At 64.1% G+C, this 21,775-nt stretch carries 20 protein-coding genes; all 20 read right to left on the bottom strand.

From position 1 onward, the window contains the following. Positions 1-14: 14 nt before the first annotated feature. The 20 genes from ACOOFO_RS09900 to galU all read right to left on the bottom strand — a co-directional run bounded on the left by ACOOFO_RS09900 (position 15) and on the right by galU (position 21,715). The gene (locus tag ACOOFO_RS09900; protein ID WP_420426611.1) at positions 15-3,464 is read right to left on the bottom strand and encodes a pyruvate carboxylase; all 3,450 of its coding nucleotides are present in this window, start codon (positions 3,462-3,464) and stop codon (positions 15-17) included. 79 nt (positions 3,465-3,543) lie between these two features. Next, the gene (gene queC, locus ACOOFO_RS09895) at positions 3,544-4,236 is read right to left on the bottom strand and encodes a 7-cyano-7-deazaguanine synthase QueC (RefSeq protein WP_420426610.1); all 693 of its coding nucleotides are present in this window, start codon (positions 4,234-4,236) and stop codon (positions 3,544-3,546) included. A gap of 8 nt (positions 4,237-4,244) precedes the next feature. Next, the gene (queE, locus tag ACOOFO_RS09890; protein WP_420429724.1) at positions 4,245-4,877 is read right to left on the bottom strand and encodes a 7-carboxy-7-deazaguanine synthase QueE; all 633 of its coding nucleotides are present in this window, start codon (positions 4,875-4,877) and stop codon (positions 4,245-4,247) included. A gap of 77 nt (positions 4,878-4,954) precedes the next feature. Continuing rightward, a complete protein-coding gene (ybgF, locus tag ACOOFO_RS09885; RefSeq protein ID WP_420426609.1) occupies positions 4,955-5,779 on the bottom strand; it encodes a tol-pal system protein YbgF in 825 nt (274 codons plus the stop codon). A gap of 26 nt (positions 5,780-5,805) precedes the next feature. Beyond that, positions 5,806-6,354 carry a peptidoglycan-associated lipoprotein Pal gene (pal, locus tag ACOOFO_RS09880; RefSeq protein WP_420426608.1) on the bottom strand — a complete coding sequence of 183 codons (549 nt, stop codon included), beginning with the start codon at positions 6,352-6,354 and terminating at the stop codon, positions 5,806-5,808. Positions 6,355-6,396: 42 nt separating this feature from the next. Beyond that, positions 6,397-7,650: a Tol-Pal system beta propeller repeat protein TolB gene (gene tolB, locus ACOOFO_RS09875; protein WP_420426607.1), complete on the bottom strand. Its 1,254-nt coding sequence runs from the start codon at positions 7,648-7,650 to the stop codon at positions 6,397-6,399. Positions 7,651-7,727: 77 nt separating this feature from the next. Continuing rightward, entirely contained in the window at positions 7,728-8,717 is a 990-nt protein-coding gene (tolA, locus tag ACOOFO_RS09870) for a cell envelope integrity protein TolA (RefSeq protein ID WP_420426606.1), read from the bottom strand. Next, positions 8,717-9,160, bottom strand: a complete 444-nt coding sequence (tolR, locus tag ACOOFO_RS09865; RefSeq protein WP_420426605.1) for a protein TolR — start codon at positions 9,158-9,160, stop codon at positions 8,717-8,719. Before tolR ends, tolA begins: the two co-directional genes overlap by 1 nt. Next, positions 9,160-9,840 (bottom strand): protein TolQ, encoded by a 681-nt coding sequence (tolQ, locus tag ACOOFO_RS09860; RefSeq protein ID WP_420426604.1) that lies wholly within the window; start codon positions 9,838-9,840, stop codon positions 9,160-9,162. The genes tolR and tolQ overlap by 1 nt, the downstream gene beginning before the upstream one ends. After that, positions 9,837-10,274, bottom strand: a complete 438-nt coding sequence (locus ACOOFO_RS09855; protein WP_420426603.1) for a YbgC/FadM family acyl-CoA thioesterase — start codon at positions 10,272-10,274, stop codon at positions 9,837-9,839. Before ACOOFO_RS09855 ends, tolQ begins: the two co-directional genes overlap by 4 nt. A gap of 12 nt (positions 10,275-10,286) precedes the next feature. Then, positions 10,287-11,318 carry a Holliday junction branch migration DNA helicase RuvB gene (ruvB, locus tag ACOOFO_RS09850; RefSeq protein WP_420426602.1) on the bottom strand — a complete coding sequence of 344 codons (1,032 nt, stop codon included), beginning with the start codon at positions 11,316-11,318 and terminating at the stop codon, positions 10,287-10,289. After that, positions 11,315-11,920: a Holliday junction branch migration protein RuvA gene (gene ruvA, locus ACOOFO_RS09845; RefSeq protein ID WP_420426601.1), complete on the bottom strand. Its 606-nt coding sequence runs from the start codon at positions 11,918-11,920 to the stop codon at positions 11,315-11,317. Before ruvA ends, ruvB begins: the two co-directional genes overlap by 4 nt. Beyond that, positions 11,917-12,441 (bottom strand): crossover junction endodeoxyribonuclease RuvC, encoded by a 525-nt coding sequence (ruvC, locus tag ACOOFO_RS09840; protein ID WP_420426600.1) that lies wholly within the window; start codon positions 12,439-12,441, stop codon positions 11,917-11,919. Before ruvC ends, ruvA begins: the two co-directional genes overlap by 4 nt. A gap of 12 nt (positions 12,442-12,453) precedes the next feature. Next, a complete protein-coding gene (locus ACOOFO_RS09835) occupies positions 12,454-13,206 on the bottom strand; it encodes a YebC/PmpR family DNA-binding transcriptional regulator (RefSeq protein WP_420426599.1) in 753 nt (250 codons plus the stop codon). A gap of 23 nt (positions 13,207-13,229) precedes the next feature. Continuing rightward, positions 13,230-13,793 carry a YfaZ family outer membrane protein gene (locus ACOOFO_RS09830; RefSeq protein ID WP_420429722.1) on the bottom strand — a complete coding sequence of 188 codons (564 nt, stop codon included), beginning with the start codon at positions 13,791-13,793 and terminating at the stop codon, positions 13,230-13,232. 39 nt (positions 13,794-13,832) lie between these two features. Next, positions 13,833-15,278: a dihydrolipoyl dehydrogenase gene (lpdA, locus tag ACOOFO_RS09825; protein ID WP_420426598.1), complete on the bottom strand. Its 1,446-nt coding sequence runs from the start codon at positions 15,276-15,278 to the stop codon at positions 13,833-13,835. A gap of 105 nt (positions 15,279-15,383) precedes the next feature. Beyond that, positions 15,384-16,490, bottom strand: a complete 1,107-nt coding sequence (locus ACOOFO_RS09820; protein ID WP_420426597.1) for a porin — start codon at positions 16,488-16,490, stop codon at positions 15,384-15,386. Positions 16,491-16,580: 90 nt separating this feature from the next. After that, entirely contained in the window at positions 16,581-17,846 is a 1,266-nt protein-coding gene (gene odhB / locus ACOOFO_RS09815) for a 2-oxoglutarate dehydrogenase complex dihydrolipoyllysine-residue succinyltransferase (RefSeq protein WP_420426596.1), read from the bottom strand. 43 nt (positions 17,847-17,889) lie between these two features. Next, positions 17,890-20,757: a 2-oxoglutarate dehydrogenase E1 component gene (locus ACOOFO_RS09810; protein ID WP_420426595.1), complete on the bottom strand. Its 2,868-nt coding sequence runs from the start codon at positions 20,755-20,757 to the stop codon at positions 17,890-17,892. Positions 20,758-20,800: 43 nt separating this feature from the next. After that, entirely contained in the window at positions 20,801-21,715 is a 915-nt protein-coding gene (galU, locus tag ACOOFO_RS09805; RefSeq protein ID WP_420426594.1) for a UTP--glucose-1-phosphate uridylyltransferase GalU, read from the bottom strand. Positions 21,716-21,775: the final 60 nt, after the last annotated feature.

The raw sequence follows: 21,775 nt of genomic DNA, 5'->3' as shown, positions 1-21,775 counted from the left end.
GGTGGAGGGGGACTTCAGCCCTGGTAGACGATCAACAGATCGCGGGCATTGACGGTCTGGCCAGCTTGGACGTGAACCGCCTCAACGGTGCCGTCGCGCTCTGCGCGGATCTGGGTTTCCATTTTCATCGCTTCAATGGAGAGCAGGGCATCGCCCTTACGCACCTTGGTGCCGACCTGGACGCTGACAGTAGCCACCATGCCTGGCATGGGCGCGCCAACATGGGCTGGATTGCCCGCCTCGGCCACGGGCGCTTCCTCCACCGGCCCCGCCGCTTCCGCACGAATACGAACCGTACGAGGCTGACCGTTGAGCTCGAAGAAAATCTTCTCCACCCCCTGCTCGGCGGATTCGGCGCGGCCCAGCAGTCGGATCAGTAGGGTCTTGCCCGGTTCGAGGTCAACCGCGATCTCCTCGTTCTCCAGCATCCCTTCGAAGAAGACGCTGGTGGGCAATACCGAGACGTCGCCATAGGTCTTGCGGTGCTCGGCGTAATCGGCGAAGACCTTGGGATACATCAGGTGCGAGGCGAGATCGGTATCGCTGATCTGGTCCTCGCCAAAGCGCTCGATCAGCTTGGCGTGTTCGGCTTCGAGGTCCGTGGGGGGCAGTACGGCGCCGGGGCGCTCGGTGAGCGGCTTTTCGTCGCCGAGGACCTTTCTCTGGATGGCCTCCGGGAAGCCATCCTCCGGAAAACCGAGTTCACCCCGCATCAGCGAGACCACCGATTCGGGGAATGCGATCCCGCGTTCCGGGTCGAGGACATCGGCGGTGCTGAGATTGTTGGCCATCAGAAACAACGCCATGTCCCCCACCACCTTGGAGCTGGGGGTGACCTTGACGATGTCGCCAAAGAGCTGGTTCACGTCGGCATAGGCCTGGGCGACCTCCGGCCAACGCGATTCGAGCCCCAGCCCCCGCGCCTGTTCGCGCAGATTGGTGTACTGCCCGCCGGGCATTTCGTGGCGATAGACATCGGCCGTGCCCGAGCGGATGTCCGGCTCGAAGGCGGCGTAGTAGCGGCGCGCACCTTCCCAGTACTGCGAGATGGCACGCATGGCCTCGGTATCCAGCCCCGGGTCGCGTGGGCCGCCGCGCAGGGCCGCGACGATGCCGCCGAGATTGGGCTGCGAGGTCAGCCCACTCATCGCGTCCATGGCGCCATCAACCGCGTCCACGCCGGCCTCGACGGCCGCAAGCACGCTGGCCGCACTGATGCCGCTGGTGTCGTGGGTATGGAAATGTACCGGCACATTGACGGTGTCCTTGAGCGCGGTGACAAGCTGGCGTGCGGCCTCGGGTTTGCATAGGCCGGCCATGTCCTTGATGCCAATCACGTGTGCGCCGGCCGCTTCCACCTCCCGTGCCAGTCGCAGGTAGTAATCCAGCTTGTACTTGGGTCGGCCGGGGTCGAGCAGATCACCGGTGTAACAGATGGCGGCCTCGCACAGGGCGCCGGTTTCGCGCACAGCGTCGATGGCCACGCGCATGTTCTCGACGCTGTTGAGGGAATCGAAAACGCGGAACAGGTCGATGCCGTTGTCGGCGGCCTGCTGCACGAAATACTTGACGACGTTATCCGGATAGTTGGTGTAGCCCACCGCATTGGAGGCGCGCAGCAACATCTGCGTGAGGATGTTCGGCATGGCTGCCCGCAGCTCGCGCAGGCGCTGCCAGGGATCCTCGCGCAGGAAGCGCATGGCCACGTCGAAGGTGGCTCCGCCCCAGCATTCCATCGACATCATCTGTGGCAGCAGGCGCGCGTAGTAGGGTGCGATGCGCCGCATGTCTTCGCTACGCATACGCGTGGCGAACAGCGACTGATGGGCGTCGCGCATGGTGGTGTCGGTGAGCAGCACCTGACGCTGCTCCAGCATCCATTGCGCGAAGCCCTCCGGCCCCAGTTCCTGCAAGCGCTGGCGGGCGCCGGGAGGCGGCTCCATCGAAAGATCGGCCTTGGGCATGATGGGCGCGGGCGGGCGCTCGCCGAGCGGTTCCCTGCCCTTCATTTCCGGGTTGCCGTTGACGGTCATTTCGCCGATGAAGCGCAGCAGTCGGGTGGCGCGGTCGCGCCGCTTGCTGAACTGGAACAGCTCCGGCGTCTGATCGATGAAGCGCGTGGTGGCCTCACCGCTCTGAAACACCGGATGATTGATGACGTTTTCCAGGAACTGCAGATTGCAGGCCAGTCCGCGGATGCGGAATTCGCGCAGCGCGCGATCCATGCGCTGCACCGTCTCGGTGTTGGTCGGCGCCCAGGTGGTGACTTTGGTGAGCAGGGAGTCATAGAAGGGCGTGATGACGCCGCCCGAATAGGCGGTGCCACCATCCAGGCGCACCCCGAAACCGGAGGCGCTGCGATAGACCGTCAGGCGGCCATAGTCGGGACGGAAGTCGTTCTCCGGGTCCTCCGTCGTAACGCGGCACTGCAGGGCGAAGCCGTGATGCTCGATGCCGCTTTGCTCCGGCACACCGCAGATGCCGTCTCCGATGCGCGCGCCTTCGGTGATGCGGATCTGCGCCTTGACGATGTCGATGCCGGTGATTTCCTCGGTCACCGTGTGCTCGACCTGGATGCGCGGATTGACCTCGATGAAATAGAAGGCGTCGGTGTCCGCATCCATCAGAAACTCGACGGTGCCGGCATGCGTGTAGTTGACCGCCCGCCCCAGCTTGAGGGCGGCGTTGCACAGGTCTTCGCGCTGCGCTTCGGTGAGAAAGGCCGCCGGGGCGCGTTCGACCACCTTCTGGTTACGGCGCTGCACGGAGCAGTCGCGCTCGTAGAGATGCACCAGATTGCCGTGGGTATCGCCTAGCAACTGCACCTCGACGTGGCGCGCGCGGCGCACCAGCTTCTCGAAATACAGCTCGCCATTGCCGAAAGCGGCCTGGGCCTCGCGGCGGGCGACCGGCACGGTGGATTCGAGATCGTCGCTGGATTCCACGATGCGCATGCCGCGTCCGCCGCCGCCCCAGCTTGCCTTCAGCATCAGCGGGTAGCCGATGGACTCGGCGATGGAGCGAATCTCGGCCATGTCCTCGGGCAGGGCTGGACTGGCAGGCATGACCGGTACGCCAGCCGCTTCAGCCGCCTGGCGCGCGGCAATCTTGTTGCCCAGCGTGCGCATGACATCGCCGGTCGGGCCGATGAAGGCAATGCCGGCCTTGGCGCAGGCGTCGGCGAACTCAGGGCTCTCGGAGAGGAAGCCGTAGCCGGGATGGATGGCGTCGGCACCGCACTGGCGGGCAATGCGCAGAATGTCGTCGATGGCCTGGTACGCGGCAATGGGTTTGGCGCCCTCGCCTACCAGATAGCTTTCATCCGCCTTGAAGCGATGCAGCGAGAAACGGTCTTCGCGTGCGTAGATCGCGACGGTCGGAATCCCCAATTCGGCCGCCGCACGCATGATACGAATGGCGATCTCGGATCGGTTGGCTACCAGCAGCTTGCGGATGGGGTGCATGTCTCGCGTCGCTTTTCTTATGGCCTGTGTCCCGATGATGCATCAAACGGGCCAAGGCAAGGCCGAAGCGGACGCCGGGCTAGTCTGCCGCTTCGATGTAGCGCGTGGGATCGGGCACGCCGGCTTCCTCGAAACCCTGGCGGCGCAGATAGCAGGCATCGCAGCGGCCGCAGGCGCGGCCATCCGCATCCGGCTGATAGCAGGAGATGGTTTGCGCGTAGTCCACACCGAGTGCACTGCCGGCGCGAATGATCTCGGCCTTGGTCATGTCGATCAAGGGCGCACGGATCTCGGTGGGTTGGCCTTCCACCCCCGCCTTGGTGGCAACCGCGGCAAGGTTGCGGAAGGCCTCGATGAAGGCCGGTCGGCAGTCGGGATAGCCGGAATAGTCAACGGCATTGACGCCGATGAAGATGGCGCGGGCATTGAGTACTTCGGCCCAACCCAGGGCAATACTCAGGAACAGCGTATTGCGCGCGGGGACGTAGGTGACCGGAATCCCTTCGCTGCGCGTCTCCGGTACGGCGACCGTCTGGTCGGTGAGGGCCGAACCGCCAAAGGCGCCAATGGCCGAGACATCCAGCTCGCGGTGCTCCAGCGCGCCCATGGTCTCTGACAGCGCGCGCGAGGCATCGAGCTCGACGCGGTGGCGCTGGCCGTAGTGCACCGCCATGGTGTAGCAGTCGAAGCCTTCGTTGCGGGCCATGGCCAGGGTGGTGGCGGAATCCAGGCCACCGGACAGCAGCACCACGGCGCGGGCGTATTGGGTCACGTGAACTCCTAGCGCCCTGGCGTGTCGCCCCACAGGATCTTGTGGAGCTGCACCTGAAAGCGCACCGGCGGTGCATCGGCCACGATCCAGTCGGCCAGGGTGGCCGGCGACAGCGCCGGAACAGCCGGCGACATCAGGATTTCCGCGGGGATGTTCTGCAGCCGTTCGGCGATGACGCCAAGGGCCCAGTCATAGTCCGCGCGGGAACTGATGACGAACTTGAGCTGATCGGTTGGCCGCAGGCTTTCCAGGGCCGTCCAGCACTGCCGGTCCACCTCGCCGGATGCGGGCGTCTTGATGTCGACCACGCGATGCACGCGGGCGTCGATGGTGGAGAAGTCGATGGCACCGCTGGTCTCGATGCTGACTTCATAGCCAGAATCGCAGAGTGCAGTGAGCAAGGGCCAGCAGGCGCGTTGTGCGAGCGGTTCGCCGCCGGTCACGCAGACGTGGCGCACGCCCTTTTCGGCAACGCTGGCAAGTACCTCATCGATACTCTGCTTTGTGCCGCCGTGAAAGGCGTAGGCGGTATCGCAGTAATGACAACGTAAGGGACAGCCTGTGAGCCGTACAAAACAGGTGGGAAGCCCGGTTGCCCGGGCCTCCCCCTGCAGCGAGCGGAAGATCTCCGTGATACGCAACAGCTGCGTCCCACGCACATCCTCGCCCTTATCGTCTACCTGTCGGGCAGCCTTGAGTGCCTGCGGTGCGCTCAAGTTCAGGACAGACGCTCCAGTCGCTGCTTGGCCAGATTGGCGGCGCTGGCATCCGGATACTCGTTGACGATGCGCTGAAACATCTCGCGCGCCTTGTCCTTGCGGTTGAGTTCCTCATAGGAGAAACCCGACTTGAGCAAGGCATCCGGCGTCCGCTTCGAGTTCGGGTGCTGGTCGAGCAGGGTCTGGAACTTGTCCAGCGCCTTCTGATACTCGCGCTGTACATAGTGCGATTCGCCTGCCCAGTACAGCGCGGTATCGGCGTAGCGTCCGTTGGGCCAATTCTGGACGACATTCTCGAAACCGAGAATGGCGTCCGAGTACTTGCCCTGCTTGAGCAGATCGAAGGCTTCCAGATAGGCCTTCTCTTCCGCCGGATCGGGCTGCGCCGGTGTGGATGCGCCCTGGCCCGCCGCATCACTTCCGTCGAGGCTGGGCGCGACGACACTGGCATTGCTGCCAGCGCCTACGCTTGCGCCTCCGGTCGAGAAACCGCCGCCACCGCCCTCCAATGCGGCCAGACGGCGCTCGATATCGTTCAGCCGCTGCTGGTTGCGCTGTTCACTGCGCTCCAGCTCATGGCGGAGTTCCTCAACCCGGCCGCGCAGCTTCCGCATCTCGTCGGCAATCGCCATGTTGCCCTGCGAGGACAACTGCGATTCGCCGAGATTATCGATGCGGCGGCTGTTGCGATCGAGTTGGGACTCGATCGAGCGCAGACGGCGTTCCTCGGGGGTAAGCTCACCGTCCTCGTTGATCGGCCCACCGAAGCCGGCGCAGGCCGATGTGAGAACACCGGCTGCGACGATGACGGCGAGACTCCGCAAGGATGCTTTCGCTTCGTTTTTTGGCATTAGCGATAGACGATTTCGACGCGGCGGTTCTTGGCCCAGGCTTCTTCGTTGGAGCCGAGGACGGCCGGACGCTCTTCGCCGTAGCTGATGATTTCAAACTGCTCGCTGCTCACGCCACGAGACAGCAGGACGCGGGCGACAGCCTGGGCACGGCGCTCGCCGAGGCCAATGTTGTACTCGCGCGTGCCGCGCTCATCGGCATGGCCTTCCAGACGCACGCTGACGTTCGGGTTGTTGATCAGGAACTCGGCGTGCTGGCGCACCGTGCTCTGCGCCTCGCTGGTCAACTCGGAGCTGTCGAAGTCGAAGTAGACCGTGTTGTTCTGCATCAACTGGAGCTTCTGCTGCTCCTGACGCTCTTCGTCGGACATTGGCAGTGGCTTGGCGGAGCCACGGCCCTGATCGCCCGCACCCTCGGTGCTGGCGTCGCGGCCGGTGTTGTCGCCAACCGTGGTCTGGCCGGCCGTGCTGTCACGCTCGGCGGTGGACCCACAGGCAGCGAGGAAAAGGGCAAGAACGGCGGGAATAACGATGTTACGGACTTGCATGACGGCACCTAGTAAGGTGAGGGTGGAAAAGGCACGCTGGAATCAGCGTGCGTTGAGAAAAGGAGACCAAACGGGCTCGCGGACATTCCCGGCTTGGCGAAGATTCTGACGCACTCTGGCATCGACTGTCACGGTCGCCAGCTCGGTGCCACTGGCACCGTTGGTGGCGTAGATGACGAGCTGTCCGTTGGGCGCAAAGGACGGGCTTTCGTCCAGTCGTCCGTCGGTCAGCGGCAGGATGGCGTCGCGCTTGAGATCGTAGAGCGCGATCTGGTAGCCGCGGTCGCTTTGGTGCACCAGCACGAGCTTTTCGCCATTGGGGGCATAGCTGGCGCGCAGATTCTGGCGGCCATCGAAGGTCAGTCGCTGGGGCGAGCCGCCGGAGGCGGACATTCGGTAGATCTGGGGCGAACCGCCGCGATCCGAAGTAAATACAATGCGCTCGCCATCCGGTGACCAGGCGGCTTCAGTATCGATGCCCCAGTGATTGGTCAAGCGTTCCTTGCGCCCGCTATTGAGGTTGAGGACGTAGATGTCCGGGTTCTCCTCGTAGGACAGCGTGATGGCAAGCTTCTGGCCATCCGGTGACCACGCTGGCGAACCGTTGATGCCGGGCTCGGAGATGACTTTCCTGCGATTGCCGGAGGATACGTCGATGGTATAGATCGCGGACCGCCCGTTCTCGTAGCCAACGTAGGCCAGGCTGCGCGCATCGGGCGACCAGGCGGGCGACATGATGGGTTCGTCGGAGCGCACCAGAACGCGTGGGTTGTAGCCATCGGCGTCGGCGACCGTGAGCTTGAAGCGTTGGTTGTCCCCCGCCCCGGTCGAGGTGACGTAGGCAATGCGGGTATTGAATACGCCCTTGTTGCCGGTAATGCCCTCGAATACCAGATCGGAGACGTCATGCGCGGTATAGCGCAACTGCTCGACCTGCCGCGGCGCCGGCATGTCGTAGGCCATGAGCCGTTCGCCCTTAAAGACATCGACCAGGTGGAAGCGCACCACGTTGTTGGCGCGCAACTGGCCGAAGACGACATATTCCACGCCCAGGGTCCGCCAGTTGCGCAGGCTCAGATCCTCCGGCGTGGCCGGCTTTTCCAGCATGTCCTCGCGCGGCAGTGGGTCGAACAGTCCACTGCGCTCCAGATTGTTGGAGATGATGCGCGATACATCGACCGGGTCACCGGCGGTATTGCCCTGTAGCGGAACGACGGCGATCGGAATGGCACGCTCGGTGCCGCCACGGACGGTGATCTCCAGCTGGGCGTAGCCGACGTTGGCGAACACAGCCATCGCCATCAGGCTCATCGACAGCAGGCAACGCGACCATCTGCTGCTCCGGCTTGCAGTACGGGCTCCGGTGGAGTGCGTCATCGTTTGGGTTCCTCAAAAGTGATGATGATGCCGTCCGAAGGCGGACGCCCATCAGAAGGCAACGGCAGGGGCGATGAGGTTTCAACCGCACGCTCGACCGAGCGGTCGAAGAGCGTATTGCCCGAGCTCTCGGTGATCCGGATGGCGACGACTTCCCCGTTGGGCAACACCCGGACGAAGACCTTGGCGGTCAGCACCTGATTGCTGGACAGACCGGGTGGACGCCGCCAATAGCGCTCGATATGGGCCGGAAGCTGGGCACCCCATTGGTTCAGCACGCGACCGCGCTCCTCGGCTTCGAGCTGTTCCTGCAGGGCTCTCGCCCGGGCCTCGGCTTCCTGACGGCGGCGCTCCTCTTCAGCGCGTCGACGCGCTTCCGCTTCCTTGCGCTTGCGTTCCTCCTCGGCCTTGCGTCGGGCTTCTTCCTCCTGACGCTTGCGCTCCTCTTCGGCCTTGCGACGGGCTTCCTCTTCCTTGCGCTTGCGCTCTTCCTCGGCCTTGCGTCGGGCTTCTTCCTCCTGACGCTTGCGTTCCTCTTCGGCCTTGCGCTGGGCTTCGGCTTCCTTGCGCTTGCGCTCTTCCTCCGCCTTCTGGCGCGCGATTTCCTGGCGCTTGCGCTCCTCCTCCGCTTGCCGCTTGGCCTCTTCCTGACGCTTGCGCTCAGCCTCTGCCTGCCGCTTGGCTTCTTCCTGCCGTTCGCGCTCAGCTTCCTGTCGGCGCTGCCGTTCCGCCTCCGCGCGTTCGCGGGCTTCTTCCTCAAGTCGGCGCTGGCGCTCGATTTCCTGCTGGCGCTGCTGCTCAGCCTCAGCCTGCTCGCGGGCCACGCGCTCGGCCTCGACCTCGGCAGGCGTCGGATCCAGCATGACGGCCTCAATGACCTGCGGCTTCTGCACCTGCTTCTGCCCAAGTGTGGTCGACAGCAGGCTGAGCAGGCCCACTGCGACATGCAGCAGAAAGGCTGCGACGATGTAGCGCCGCTGCGGCATCAGCGTCGCGATTCCGGATCAGTGACGAAGCCGATGCGCTGCGCGCCGGCGGCCTGCAGCAGCACGCCGCCGCGCGCCACGGCCTCATAGGGCACCTTGGCATCGGCACGCACCAGCACCATGCGCTGCGGCTGATTGCGCATGACCGCGGCCACGCGCTGCTCCACTTCCGCGTCGCTCAAGGCCTGGTCCTGGTTTTCGCCTATGTCGAGGAAGTACTGGCCGTTGCGGTTGACGTAGAGCGTGACCGGTTCGTTGTCCTCCTGCGACATCGGCTCGCCGCCGACCTCCGGAAGCTGCACTTCGATGCCCGGGCTCAGCAGTGGTGCTGTCACCATGAAAATGATGAGCAGCACGAGCATGACGTCGATATAGGGCACCACGTTCATCTCGTGGGCCAGTTTGCGGCGCGAGCCGGTCTGGAGAATGGGCGCCTCTTTCATTACGCGCTCTCGTGCCGCAGGCCACGCTCGAGAATGCCGGCGAACTCATCCGCAAAGGTGCGGTAGCGCTGATCGAGCTGCGCCAGTCGGTTGGTGAACAGGTTGTAGGCGACCACGGCCGGAATGGCCGCGAAAAGGCCCATGGCGGTCGCGATGAGCGCCTCGGCAATGCCGGGGGCGACCATGGCGACGGTGGCCTGCTGGACCTGCCCGATGGCAATGAACGCATTCATGATGCCCCACACCGTGCCGAACAGGCCGACATAGGGGCTGACCGAGCCAATGGTGGCGAGCATGGCCAGACCGGATTCCAGGCGCTCGGTTTCGCGGGCATGACTGACGCGCAATGCCCGATGGGTGCTGGTGATGACGTCCTCCACATCCGCGCCCTTGCTTTCGCGGGTGCGCAGGAAGGCGTCATAGCCATGCTGGAACAGCGCGACCAGACCGATGGGCTGCTTGTCATGGGCGATGGAGGCGTGCAAATCGGAGAGATTGCCGCCGGACCAGAAGCGATCCTCGAATTTGTCCGAGGCGCGCGCGCTTTTGGCAATGGTCGCCCGCTTGGAGAGGATGAGCGCCCAGGACAGCACCGACGCCAGCAGCAGCAACGCCATCACAATCTGGACCAGAAGGCTGGCCTGGCCGATCAGGCCGACTATGGACATCTTTTCGCTCATGCGTGGGGTTTCCTTGGTGGAGCAATGGATGAAGGCAATGGCGCCGGGCGAAAACTCTGCTGATCCACGCAGCCGACACGGGCGGTGGCCCGTACCAGAATCTGCGCACTGTCCTGTCGACGCACTTCCTGCCGAAAATCAATGCTGGCGCGACCGAAGCGCTCGACGGTGGTCACCACTTCGAGGGCATCGTCGAGCCGCGCGGGGGACACGAAGCGCATCTCAAGGCGCGACAGCGTAAAGGCAACACCTTGACCGATCATGAACAAGGCCTGCGAGCCGCCCTTGGCACGCAGCCACTCGGTACGGCCGCGTTCCATCCAGCGCACATAGCTGCCATGGTAGGCGACGCCGCTGGCATCCGTGTCTTCGTAATAGACGCGAATGGGGTGGATGGACTGGTCAAGGCCGGCGGCTGAAGGGGCGTCGTGCATATCGGCGGGTCGCTAGGCGTCGAACAGGGATTCGGAGCCCGGTTGCGCGGGGGGCGTGAGGCCCATCTGCTGCCAGGCCGGAGCGCCGGCGACGCGGCCGCGGGGCGTGCGCAACAGATAGCCTTTCTGCACCAGGAAGGGCTCGATGACGTCCTCCAGCGTATCGCGCGACTCGCCGATGGCGGCAGCCAGCGCGTCGATGCCTGCCGGCCCGCCGCCGTAACGCTCGATCAGGGTCTGCAGCAGCCGTCGGTCGAGCACATCCAGGCCATTGGCGTCGACGTCGAGCATATCGAGCGCCGCCCGCGCAGTGTCCGCGTCGATGTGTCCGCTGGCCCGGACCTGCGCGTAGTCGCGAACGCGCCGGAGCAATCGATTGGCGATTCGTGGCGTGCCGCGCGCGCGACGCGCGATCTGCTCTGCCCCCTCGGGATTGATGGCGACATGGAGGATGCCGGCGGCGCGGGTGACGATGCCGCACAACTCCTCCACTGAGTAGAACTCCAGCCGTTGCACGATACCGAAGCGGTCGCGCAGCGGGCTGGTCAGGCTGCCGGCGCGCGTGGTGGCGCCAACCAGCGTGAAAGGCGGCAGATCGAGGCGGATGGAACGCGCAGCCGGCCCCTCCCCGATCATGATGTCGAGCTGGCAGTCCTCCATGGCCGGATACAGCACCTCTTCCACCAGCGGGCTGAGGCGGTGTATCTCGTCGACAAAGAGGATGTCGTTGGGTTCGAGGTTGGTCAGCAGCGCGGCAAGATCGCCGGGCTTTTCGAGCACGGGGCCGGAGGTCTGACGGAGCTGAACGCCCATCTCCTCGGCGAGGATATGCGCCAGGGTGGTCTTGCCGAGCCCGGGTGGACCGAAGATCAGCACATGGTCGAGGGCTTCCGCACGCGCGCGGGCCGCGTCCACGAACAGCGACATCTGCTCGCGGACCGCGGGCTGACCCACGTAGTCCCGGAAGCGTCGCGGGCGAATGCGCGCATCGGCATTCTGCTCGTCGCCCGCGGCGGCGGCGCCAACCAGACGCTGATCGCTCATCGCACCGCTCTCCGCAGGGCCGCACGCAGCAGGGCATCGGCTTCCATGCCGTCCTGATGTACCGCATCGACCAGCTTGTCGGCTTCGGAGGGCTTGTAGCCGAGCGCGAGCAAGGCGGCCCGGGCCTCATCCTGGGCGCTGTGTACGCCGAGGTTCGCGGCGCTGGCGGTGCCCGCCGTGGCGGCCAGGTTCATGCCCTCGGCTTCAGCGCGATCGCGCATTTCCACCAGCAGGCGTTCGGCGGTCTTGCGGCCGACGCCGGGCAGCTTGATGAGGACCGCAGTATCGTCCTCGCGGACCGCGCGCCAGAAATCCTCTGCCCCCAGGCCGGAAAGGATGGTGAGCGCCAGCTTGGGGCCGACGCCACTGGCGCGGATCAGATTGCGGAACAGGCGCCGTTCGGCTTCGGTGGCAAAGCCGTAGAGCAATTGGGCGTCTTCGCGTACCACCATATGAATGTGCAGCACGACCTCGCTGCCGCACTCGCCGAGCTGAAAGATGGTGGACAGCGGGGCCTCGACCTCGTAGCCGACGCCACCCACATCCACCAGTAACCATGGCGGTTGCTTGGAGGCAAGAAGTCCGGACAGTCGACCAATCATCGGCGGCGTGCCCGTGACCAGCGCGCTCCAGCAGGTAGACCGGTCTGCGCTGCTACACGGTGACCGTGGGCATGGCAGATGGCCGCGGCCAGCGCGTCGGTGGTATCGTGTTCGTGGGCGCTCAGATCCATCGCCAAGAGTATGCCCACCATGTGCTGAACCTGCTCCTTCCGGGCGCGGCCATTGCCCACTACCCCTTGCTTGATCTGGGAGGCGCTGTACTCGGAAACCGCCATGTCGGCCGTGCCGGCGCAGGCCAGTATCACGCCCCGCGCCTGGCCCAGCATCAAGGCACTGGCGGCATTCTTGGCGATGAATACGCGCTCGATGGCCAGCACGGTGGGACGATGTTCCAGGATGAGCGCGGTCAGGGCCGTGTGGATGTGTCCCAGACGCGCGGCGGGCTCCACTCGAGGCGGCTGGATGACCCCGGCGGCCACGCAGCGCAGCTGTTGCCGATCTGCATCCACGATGCCATAGCCCGTGACGCGCGATCCTGGGTCCACCCCCAAAATGCGCACGGCCGGGCTCGCTTAGGACGCGCTCAGGGCGTCTTCGGAGAAGACAGCGTTGCTGTAGACGTTCTGGACGTCTTCCAGATCATCCAGGCGTTCGAGTAGCTTGAGCACGGTCTCCGCCTGCTCCCCAGTCACCTCGATGGTGGTCGCCGGCCGTTCGGTGACGTCGGCCTCGGTCACAGCGAATCCCGCCTGTTCAAGGGCGGCGCGCACTTCCTGGAAGGTCTCCGGCCGGGTCAGTACTTCGACCCCTTGCCCATCGTCGTCGGTCACCACATCCTCCGCTCCGGCTTCCAGTGCCGCTTCTAGGACCGCGTCTTCCGTGGTGGTCTCGTCGAGCGGGATCTGGATCACGCCCAGGCGGGAGAACAGGTAACCCACCGAGCCATCCTCGCCCAGATTGCCGCCGTTCTTCGAAAAGGCGTGCCGCACTTCCGCGACGGTACGATTCTGGTTGTCCGTCATGCAGTCCACCATGATGGCAATGCCGCCCGGGGCATAGCCTTCATAGCGAATCTCCTGCACATTGGCGCTCTCGTCCTGCCCGCTGCCACGCTTGATGGCACGCTCGATGTTGTCCTTGGGCATGGATACGGCCAGTGCCTTGTCCACCGCCAGACGCAGCCGCGGATTGCCTTCAAGGTCACCGCCGCCGAGTCGGGCGGCGACGGTGATCTCGCGTACCAGCTTGGTGAACACCGCGCCGCGCTTCTTGTCCTGCGCATTCTTGCGGTGCTGGATGTTGGACCATTTGGAATGTCCGGCCATGGTTGCTGCGGTCTCCGCCGATGCTAGAACTGAAGACGCAGGCCGACGATCGGGCTGTTGTCGCGCAAGTCCGTGCCGCGTACTTCATCGATGCCGGCGCGCACCTGGCGGTAACCCGCGTATACCGAGGCATTGCGGATGATCTCGTAGTCGACCGTCAGCGCTGCGTCGAGATAGGTGTCGATGTCGCCGAAGGCCAGTACATCCGGCGCATAGAAGGCGTAGCCGACCAGGCCGAGCCGGTTCATCGACGGCAAACGCACATCGAATTCGCCACCGACCGAGACGGCACCGCCCTCGGCACCGCGCTGGTCGATGCCCGCGGCGCGGATGCCGATGCCGACATGGACATTCGCCGAACGCGCACCGGCATCCCCGCTGACCAATAGGCCGACGTGGCCGACATTGAGTCTGGCATCGCGGTCGTCGGAATAGAGGTAGCCGATGTCGTAGCGAGCCCCGTTGGTCTCGCCAAAGCGCAAGGGCCCCGAAAGCGCGGCGCGCACGGCCTCGCTGGAAACGTTGAGGTCAAAGGTCTCGGCCTGCGCGCTGGCGCTGACAATGCCGAGCATCGCGGCAAAAGCGATCTTCTTGACAATCAGGACTCCTGTTGGTGTGCGTTGTGACTACTTGCTGCGCTTCTTGTTGACGGCGTGAATCGCCAGACCATCCACAGACAAGATCGCCTCGTGGAAGGTTTCCGACAGTGTCGGATGGCTGTGCATGGTGAGGGCCACGTCCTCGGTGGTGGCACCGTACTCCAGCGCCAATACCGCTTCGGCCAACAGTTCGGAGACATAGGGGCCGCTCATGTGGACGCCCAGAATGCGGTCGGTGGCGGCATCGGATACCACCCGCACCAGACCACTGGTCATCTCCAGTGCCTTGGCGCGGCCGTTGGCCGCGAAGGGTGCCTGCCCCACCTTGACCTCGTAACCCGCTTCCTTGGCCTGTTTCTCGGACAGACCGACCCAGGCGATCTCGGGGCTGGTGTAGATGACGCAGGGCACGGCGTTGTAGTTGACGGCGGCTCCCTTGTGGCCAGCGAGCTGCTCCGCCAGGACCACGCCTTCCTCGATGCCCTTGTGGGCCAGCATCTGGCCGCCGATGACATCGCCAACGGCGTAGACATTGTCCAGGTTGGTGCGGTAATGCTCGTCCACCACCACGAAACCGCGCTCATCCAGCTTCAGGCCGGCCTCCTCAGCACCAAGTCCCTGCGTGTTGGGGCCGCGACCGACCGCCACGATGAGCTTGTCGACGTCGAGCGTGTGGCTTTCGTCCTTCTGCTCATAGGTGACCGTGACCTTGGACTTGAGTACCTTGGCACCGGTGACCTTGGCACCGAGCTTGATGTCCAGGCCCTGCTTGCCGAACTGGCGCAGCGCATCCTTGCTGACCTGCGCATCTACCGCTGGCAGGAATTCCGGCAGCGCTTCGAGGATGGTCACTTCGCTACCGAGTCGGCTCCAGACGCTTCCGAGTTCGACGCCGATGACGCCGGCACCGATGATGCCGAGCTTCTTTGGCACCTTGTCAAAATCTAGCGCGTCCCAGGAATCGCAGACCCGGTCGCCATCGAAGGGCGCGACCTTCTTGAGCTCCACCGGCGAAGAACCGGTGGCGACCACGATGTGCTTGGCCGTAAGTTCACGCGCCTCGCCCTTGAGCGGCTGGAAACGGACCTTGCCATTGCCGGCCAGACTGCCGGTGCCTTCCAGGCCTTCGACGCCATTGGCCTTGAACAGGGTGCGGATGCCGCCGGTGAGCTGGCCCGAGATATCGTTCTTGCGCTTCTGCATCTGGGCCAGGTCGAAGCTCGCCTTTCCGACGTTGATGCCGTGGGTGGCGAACTCGTGCTGGGTGCGGTGGTAGAGCTCACTGGATTCGAGCAGCGCCTTGGACGGAATGCATCCGGCGTTCAGGCAGGTGCCGCCAAAGGCGTGGCTGCCGTCACGATTCAGCCAGCCGTCGATGCAGGCAACCGAGAGGCCGAGCTGGGCCGCGCGGATGGCGCAGGGGTAGCCAGCGGGACCGCCGCCAATGACCACTACGTCGTAGGAATCGCTCATCGTGTCTTACCTCCGCCATCCAGGGTGCAAATCGTCCGACATTATAGAGCCCGCAAAGAAAAAGGCCGGACAGGCCGGCCTTTTTCCGCACAAGCAGGATCTCTCTTAACGCAGGCTGAGATCGAAGCTGTAGGCCGCGCCCAGGGCGAGTGCCAGCGTGCCATCCGAGGAGGGATTCTCGTCGAAGTCGATGTAGCGCACGCCGCCGTAGGTGTTCAGCCCATCCAGCACTTCGTAGAAGGCGCCCACGGTGCCGCCGAAGCCTTCGATGGCTGGACCGTCCTCCGGGAAGTTCAGGTAGCTGACAGCCGCCGCGATGCGCAGCTTGGAATTCAGCGGGATCGAGGCAGTGATCGAGGAGTAATGACGTGCGTCCTCTTCGGCGTCGACATCGACGTACTCGTAGTTGGCGCCGACCGAGAAATTACCCATGTCGTACACGCCCGACACGCGGAAGTTCGTGCTAGGTCCCGGCGAACCACCGACCGAAGGCACAGAGCCGTCGCTGGGATCGCGGAAAGGCACGCCCACAGCGGATTCGTTCTCGATCTCGAGGTACTGCAGGCTGACCTCGAAGGCCTGATCACGCATGGCGTTGCCAGCGTAGCTGACGCCGGCACCATAGTCGTGATCATTTTCCTGGCCACGGTCCAGGTAGACGTTACCGTTGAAGCTGAGGCCGCTGTAGTTGCCGGACTGCAGCTCGATCACGCGGTCCGAGAAGCCGTTGGTCAGGTTGGAGAAACCGTAGTTGGCGCCCTGCCCGCCATAGGTGGAGGCAGTGCCACTGAAACCGGCCAGCGAGGTGTCATAGAAGGGATCGACGCGTTTGCCGGCGCGGGCGTAGGCGGCGCGGAAGCGGCCGACCGTGACACGGCCATAGGGCGAATCGATGCCGGCGTAGAACTCGCGCACGAAGTCCTGGTTGGTGCTTTCCGTCTCGAAGGCAGCGCCATCGAAGTCGGAGTCGGCGTTGTACATGTCCATGCCGCGCTCATAACGCAGGAAGCCGGTGTAGCCGCCTTCCGACGCCGTGGCTTCCAGGCCAAGACGCGACGCGTTGTTGTGCAGATTGGTGTTGTCGTCGTTGTCGTTGTCGAAATGGCTGGCGGAAAAGCCGACATGGCCGTCCAGCGTCACTTCGGTTTCCAGCGCCATGGCTGGGGCAGCAAAAAGCACGAGGGCGCAGCCGCCCACGATCGAACGCTTCATGATTTTCTCCCGGTACTTCTTTGTGTGTGCGAAACCATCACGGCCCCTGGACCGTGAGCCGCGATGGTATCTGCTTTTTATGACAGCGGTTTACAGGTCCAGCAGAAGTTTCGTCGGGTCTTCCAGGAATTCCTTGATGCTGCGCAGGAAGAGCACCGCCTCGCGGCCATCGATGATGCGGTGATCGTAGGTCAGCGCCAGATACATCATCGGCCGGATCTGTACCTCACCATTGATGGCCATCGGGCGTTCCTGAATGCCATGCATGCCCAGAATGGCGCTCTGCGGCGGATTCAAGATGGGTGTCGACAGCATGGAGCCGAAGATGCCGCCGTTGGTGATGGAGAAGGTGCCGCCGGTGAGGTCCTCCATCGTCAGCTTGTTGTCGCGTGCCTTGGTGCCGAACTCGACGATCTTGCGCTCGACTTCGGCGAAGCTCATGGCGTCGGCATCCCGCATGATCGGCACCACCAGACCACGTGGCGAGGACACGGCGATGCCGATGTCGTAGTAGCCGTGATAGACGATGTCGTTGCCGTCGATGGATGCGTTTACCAGTGGGAAGCGCTTGAGCGCTTCGACGGCCGCCTTGACGAAGAAGCTCATGAAGCCGAGCTTGACCTCGTGGTGCTTCTCGAAGGCTTCCTTGTGCTGCTTGCGGATGTCGTTGACCGCCTGCAGGTCCACCTCGTTGAAAGTGGTCAGCATTGCCGCGGTGCTCTGCGCCTCGACCAGACGCTCTGCGATGCGGGCGCGGATGCGGGTCATCGGTACCCGCTGCTCTTCGCGCGCACCGCCGGTGGGCGCCGGCGCTGGGGCTGCCGTGGGTGCGGGTGCAGGGGCCGGCGACGGCGCCTTGGATTCCGGCGGATTGGCGAGATAGTTCTCGACATCGGCCTTGGTCAGGCGCCCGCCTTTGCCAGTGGCGGGGATGCTGGACGCGGACAGACCGTGCTCGTTGAGCAGCTTGCGCACGGCCGGGCTTTGCGGCTGATCGTCACTGGCCGGCTCGGCCGCCGGCTCCGGCTCTGGTTCCGGTTGAGGTTCGGGCGATGGAGCGGGCGCCGGTGCCGGTTGACGGGCTGCCTTGGACGAGGATGAAGAGGCGCTGCCACCCTCGCCTTCTTCAATGATGGCGATGATGTCGTCTGCCGTGACGCTGGCGCCTTCTTCGGCGCGGATCTCGGAGAGGACGCCACTAGCGCTGGCGGGAACCTCGAGCATGACCTTGTCCGTTTCCAGCTCGACGATCGTCTCGTCTCGCTTCACGGCATCTCCGGCCGACTTGTGCCAGGTCGCCACCGTTGCTTCGGAGACCGACTCGGGCAGTGCTGGAACCTTGACTTCGATGCTCATGTTTCGTCTCGCTCAGTGATTCTTAAAAGGATTCAGGGCGTGCTCAGCCGCGTGTGTGCAGGACTTCACCGCCGTAGAGGGCGGCTTCAACCACAGCCGCCTGTTCGCGTTGGTGGACCTTGGCAAAGCCGGAGGCTGTGGTCGCGGAACCGGCACGCGTGGCGTAGACCATCTCATGCTTTGCGGACAGTGCCCACAACAGGCGGTGCTTGATCTGATACCAGGCGCCCTGATTCTCGGGTTCTTCCTGACACCAGACGATGGTGTCGGCGTTCGGATAGCGCGCGATGGTGTCCGCGTAGTCCTTCTTGGGGAAGGGATAGAGCTGTTCGATGCGGATGATGGCGACATTGTCCGTGCCGTCCTGTTCGCGCTTCTCCACCAGGTCGTAGTAGACCTTGCCGCTGCAGAACACGATGCGCTTGACCTTCTTGGCGTCCAGGCCGGCGGTGTCGCCTATCAGCGGCAGGAAGCTGCGCTCGCTCAGATCCTCCAACGTGGATACCGACAGCTTGTGACGCAGCAAGCTCTTCGGCGTCATGACGATGACGGGGAGCCGCAGCGAGCGCTTCATCTGACGACGAATGAGGTGGAAGAACTGTGCTGGCGTGGAGGGTACGCAGACCTGCATGTTGTCACCGGCGCACAGCTGCAGATAGCGCTCCAGACGGGCCGAGCTGTGCTCGGGTCCCTGCCCCTCGTACCCGTGCGGGAGATACATGGCGAGACCGCAGAGGCGGCCCCACTTGGCATAGCCGGAACTGATGAACTGGTCGACCAGCACCTGCGCGCCATTGGCGAAGTCGCCGAATTGCGCCTCCCAGGCGACCAGGGTATCCGGATCGGTGGTGCTGTAGCCGTACTCGAATCCGAGCACCCCCTCTTCGGACAGCAGGGTGTCATTGACCATGAAGCTGTCGGGGTCCGAGATCAGATTGCCGAGCGGGCTGAAGGCCTCGCCGGTCTTGGCATCGAAAAGCGCGGCGTGGCGGTGGAAGAAGGTGCCGCGGCGGGAATCCTGTCCGGACAGGCGTACCGCAAAGCCTTCGGTGAGGAGCGCGGCATAGGCCATATTCTCGGCGAAGCCCCAATCCATCGGCATTTCGCCCGCCGCCATCTTGGCGCGATCCTGCCAGACGCGGCTCAGGCGCGAATTCAGCGTGAACCCCTCGGGCAACACCTCGATCCGCGACCAGAGCTGCTGAATGGTCTGCTTGGACACGGCCGTCTCCGCAGGAGTGTCCCAGGTGCCTTCGCTGTATTTCGACCAGTTGATGGTGTACTTGTTGCCCACCATGCCGAGCGAGGACCGTGCGACGTTCTCGCCCTTGTCGAGGCCGTTGCGGTAGTCCTCCTGCCAGGTGGCGGTGTCGGAGGACTCGATGGTGCCCTCCTCGATCAGCCGCTGGCTGTAGACCTGCATCGGCGTGGGATGCGACTTGATGGCCTGGTACATCTGCGGCGAAGTCACCGACGGCTCGTCGGCCTCGTTATGGCCGAGCCGGCGGTAGCAGCAGATGTCGATGATGACGTCCTTGTGGAAGCGATTGCGGTAGTCCACCGCCAGTCGCGTCACGAAGACCACGGCCTCGGGGTCGTCGCCATTGACGTGGAACACCGGCGCTTCAAGCATCTTGGCGATGTCGGTCGCGTAGCTGGAGGTGCGCGCCTGCGTGCCGGGCTGGCTGAAGATCGGATTGGGCGTGGTGAAGCCGATCTGGTTGTTGACGATGATGTGCACCGTACCGCCGGTGGCAAAACCCTTCGCCTGCGACAGCTGCAGGGTTTCCATCACCACGCCCTGGCCGGCGAAGGCGGCATCGCCATGGATCAGGATCGGGACGATTTGCTCGCCGTTCTGGTCGCCTCGGCGGGTTTGGCGGGCGCGCACACTGCCCTCGACCACGGGGTTGACGATTTCCAGATGGGAAGGATTGAAGGCCAGCACCAGGTGCAGACGACGGCCCTCGATCTCGACGTCGGTGGAGAAGCCCATGTGGTACTTCACGTCGCCGGCGCGGGCCAGTTCCTTCTCGCTGTACTTGCCCTCGAATTCCGCGAAGAGTTCGGCCGGCGACTTGCCCAGGATGTTCACGAGCACGTTGAGGCGGCCGCGGTGGGCCATGCCGATGACCAGCTCCTCGACGCCTGCTTCGGTACAGGCACGCATGCACTCGTCCAGCAGCGGGATCAGGGCATCGCCGCCTTCCAGCGAAAAGCGCTTCTGGCCGACGTACTTGTTGTGCAGATAGCGCTCGAGACCTTCGGCCGCGATGAGCTGCTGCAGGACCTCCTTTTTGCGCTCGACGCTGAGCTTGGGTGCGAAAGCCTTGCCCTCGAGCCTTTGCTGGATCCAGCGCTTTTCGGCTGTTTCCGTGACATACATGTACTCGGCACCAATGGTGTCGGTGTACACCGAGCGCACCACGCGCAGGATGTCGCGCAGCGGCAGCCGCGATTCCTCGATGGCCAGAGAGCCCGTCGAGAACTCGGTATCCATGTCGGCATCGCCCAGCCCGTGGAAGCCAGGGTCCAGGTCAGGCACCTGCGCCGGCTGGGCCAGCCCCAACGGGTCGAGCGCGGCCACCTGATGACCACGCACGCGGTGGTAGTTGATCAGCCGCAGCACGGCTTCCTGCTTGGCCGCGTGCTCGATATCGGCACCGCCGGCTGTTGCATTCACGGCTCCGACACGGCGCTCGCGCGCCAGTCGCTCGAAGCGCTGAATGATCGGCGTGTGCGGAATCTCGGTGACGATCTGGCCGCCTTGCACACCGCGGAAGAAGGCGCGCCAGTGTGGCTCGACCGACTCGGGGTCTTCCAGATATTGCTCGTAATAGGATTCCAGCCAGGCGGCGTTGGCGCCGTGTATCGAAGTGGTTTGCCGCAACTGCTCGTACTTGCTGGTCATTGCCTGCTTCCTGCTGAATCCGTGCGCGTCTAATCTGTAGCGCTTATTTGCCGTTGGCCTGCTGCTTCTTGCCTTCCGCAAAGTGCTCTTCCACGCTGAGCTGGTGCAGATAGTCGCGGAAGTCCTCGCCCACTTCCGGGTGCTTGAGGGCGTATTCGACATTGGCCTTGAGATAGCCCAGCTTGGAGCCGCAATCGTAACGCTTGCCTTCGAATTCGTAGGCCAGCACCGTCTGCTCCTGCATCATCTGGCTGATGGCGTCGGTGAGCTGGATCTCACCCCCCTTGCCCGCCTGGGTGCGCTGCAGGATCTTGAAGATGCGCGGCGTCAGGATGTAACGACCTACGACCGCGAGGTCGGAAGGCGCGTCCTCCGGGTTGGGCTTCTCGACGATGCCCTTGATTTCGCCCAAGCCGGGGCCCACCGGCTTCAGATCGACCACGCCGTAGCTGCCAATCTCCGAATGCGGAACGCGCTCGCAGGCGAGCACGCTGGTCCCGTACTCCTGGTAGACCCGGTGCATCTGTGCCAGACAGGGCCGCAGCTTGCCGTCGATGAGGTCGTCGGCAAGGATGACGAAGAAGTCTTCATCCCCGACCGCGGGCCAGGCGCACAGCACGGCGTGCCCGAGGCCGAGGGCCTCCGCCTGGCGGATGAAGATGCAGGTGATGCCGGGCGGGAGAATTTCCTGAACGATCTTGAGCAGTTCTTCCTTGCCGCGCTGCTCGAGTTCTGTCTCCAGCTCGTAGGCCTTGTCGAAGTGATCCATGATGGAGTTCTTCGAACGGCCGGTGATGAAGACCAGTTCCTCGGCGCCCGCGCTAATGGCTTCCGACACCGCGTACTGAATCAATGGCTTGTCGACCACCGGCAGCATTTCCTTGGCGCTGGCCTTGGTTGCTGGCAGGAAGCGTGTACCCAGGCCGGCCACGGGGAAAACGGCTTTGCGAATCCGCATTCGGTAACTCCCTCTCCGCTCAGTTCATCGTTGTAGCCGCAGTGTACCGCGCTCTATCCG

This window comes from Algiphilus sp., from assembly GCF_965216485.1.
Lineage (GTDB): Bacteria > Pseudomonadota > Gammaproteobacteria > Nevskiales > Nevskiaceae > Algiphilus.
This window is presented reverse-complemented; position numbering and strand designations above follow the sequence as displayed.

Bases quoted from the DNA above. Each gene is read 5' to 3' on its own strand.
- ACOOFO_RS09900 (WP_420426611.1), bottom strand. From the start codon at position 3,464: ATGCACCCCATCCGCAAGCTGCTGGTAGCCAACCGATCCGAGATCGCC.
- pal (WP_420426608.1), bottom strand. From the start codon at position 6,354: ATGCAAGTCCGTAACATCGTTATTCCCGCCGTTCTTGCCCTTTTCCTC.
- tolB (WP_420426607.1), bottom strand. From the start codon at position 7,650: ATGGCTGTGTTCGCCAACGTCGGCTACGCCCAGCTGGAGATCACCGTC.
- tolA (WP_420426606.1), bottom strand. From the start codon at position 8,717: ATGCCGCAGCGGCGCTACATCGTCGCAGCCTTTCTGCTGCATGTCGCA.
- tolR (WP_420426605.1), bottom strand. From the start codon at position 9,160: ATGAAAGAGGCGCCCATTCTCCAGACCGGCTCGCGCCGCAAACTGGCC.
- tolQ (WP_420426604.1), bottom strand. From the start codon at position 9,840: ATGAGCGAAAAGATGTCCATAGTCGGCCTGATCGGCCAGGCCAGCCTT.
- ACOOFO_RS09855 (WP_420426603.1), bottom strand. From the start codon at position 10,274: ATGCACGACGCCCCTTCAGCCGCCGGCCTTGACCAGTCCATCCACCCC.
- ruvB (WP_420426602.1), bottom strand. From the start codon at position 11,318: ATGAGCGATCAGCGTCTGGTTGGCGCCGCCGCCGCGGGCGACGAGCAG.
- ruvA (WP_420426601.1), bottom strand. From the start codon at position 11,920: ATGATTGGTCGACTGTCCGGACTTCTTGCCTCCAAGCAACCGCCATGG.
- ACOOFO_RS09835 (WP_420426599.1), bottom strand. From the start codon at position 13,206: ATGGCCGGACATTCCAAATGGTCCAACATCCAGCACCGCAAGAATGCG.
- lpdA (WP_420426598.1), bottom strand. From the start codon at position 15,278: ATGAGCGATTCCTACGACGTAGTGGTCATTGGCGGCGGTCCCGCTGGC.
- ACOOFO_RS09820 (WP_420426597.1), bottom strand. From the start codon at position 16,490: ATGAAGCGTTCGATCGTGGGCGGCTGCGCCCTCGTGCTTTTTGCTGCC.
- odhB (WP_420426596.1), bottom strand. From the start codon at position 17,846: ATGAGCATCGAAGTCAAGGTTCCAGCACTGCCCGAGTCGGTCTCCGAA.
- ACOOFO_RS09810 (WP_420426595.1), bottom strand. From the start codon at position 20,757: ATGACCAGCAAGTACGAGCAGTTGCGGCAAACCACTTCGATACACGGC.
- galU (WP_420426594.1), bottom strand. From the start codon at position 21,715: ATGCGGATTCGCAAAGCCGTTTTCCCCGTGGCCGGCCTGGGTACACGC.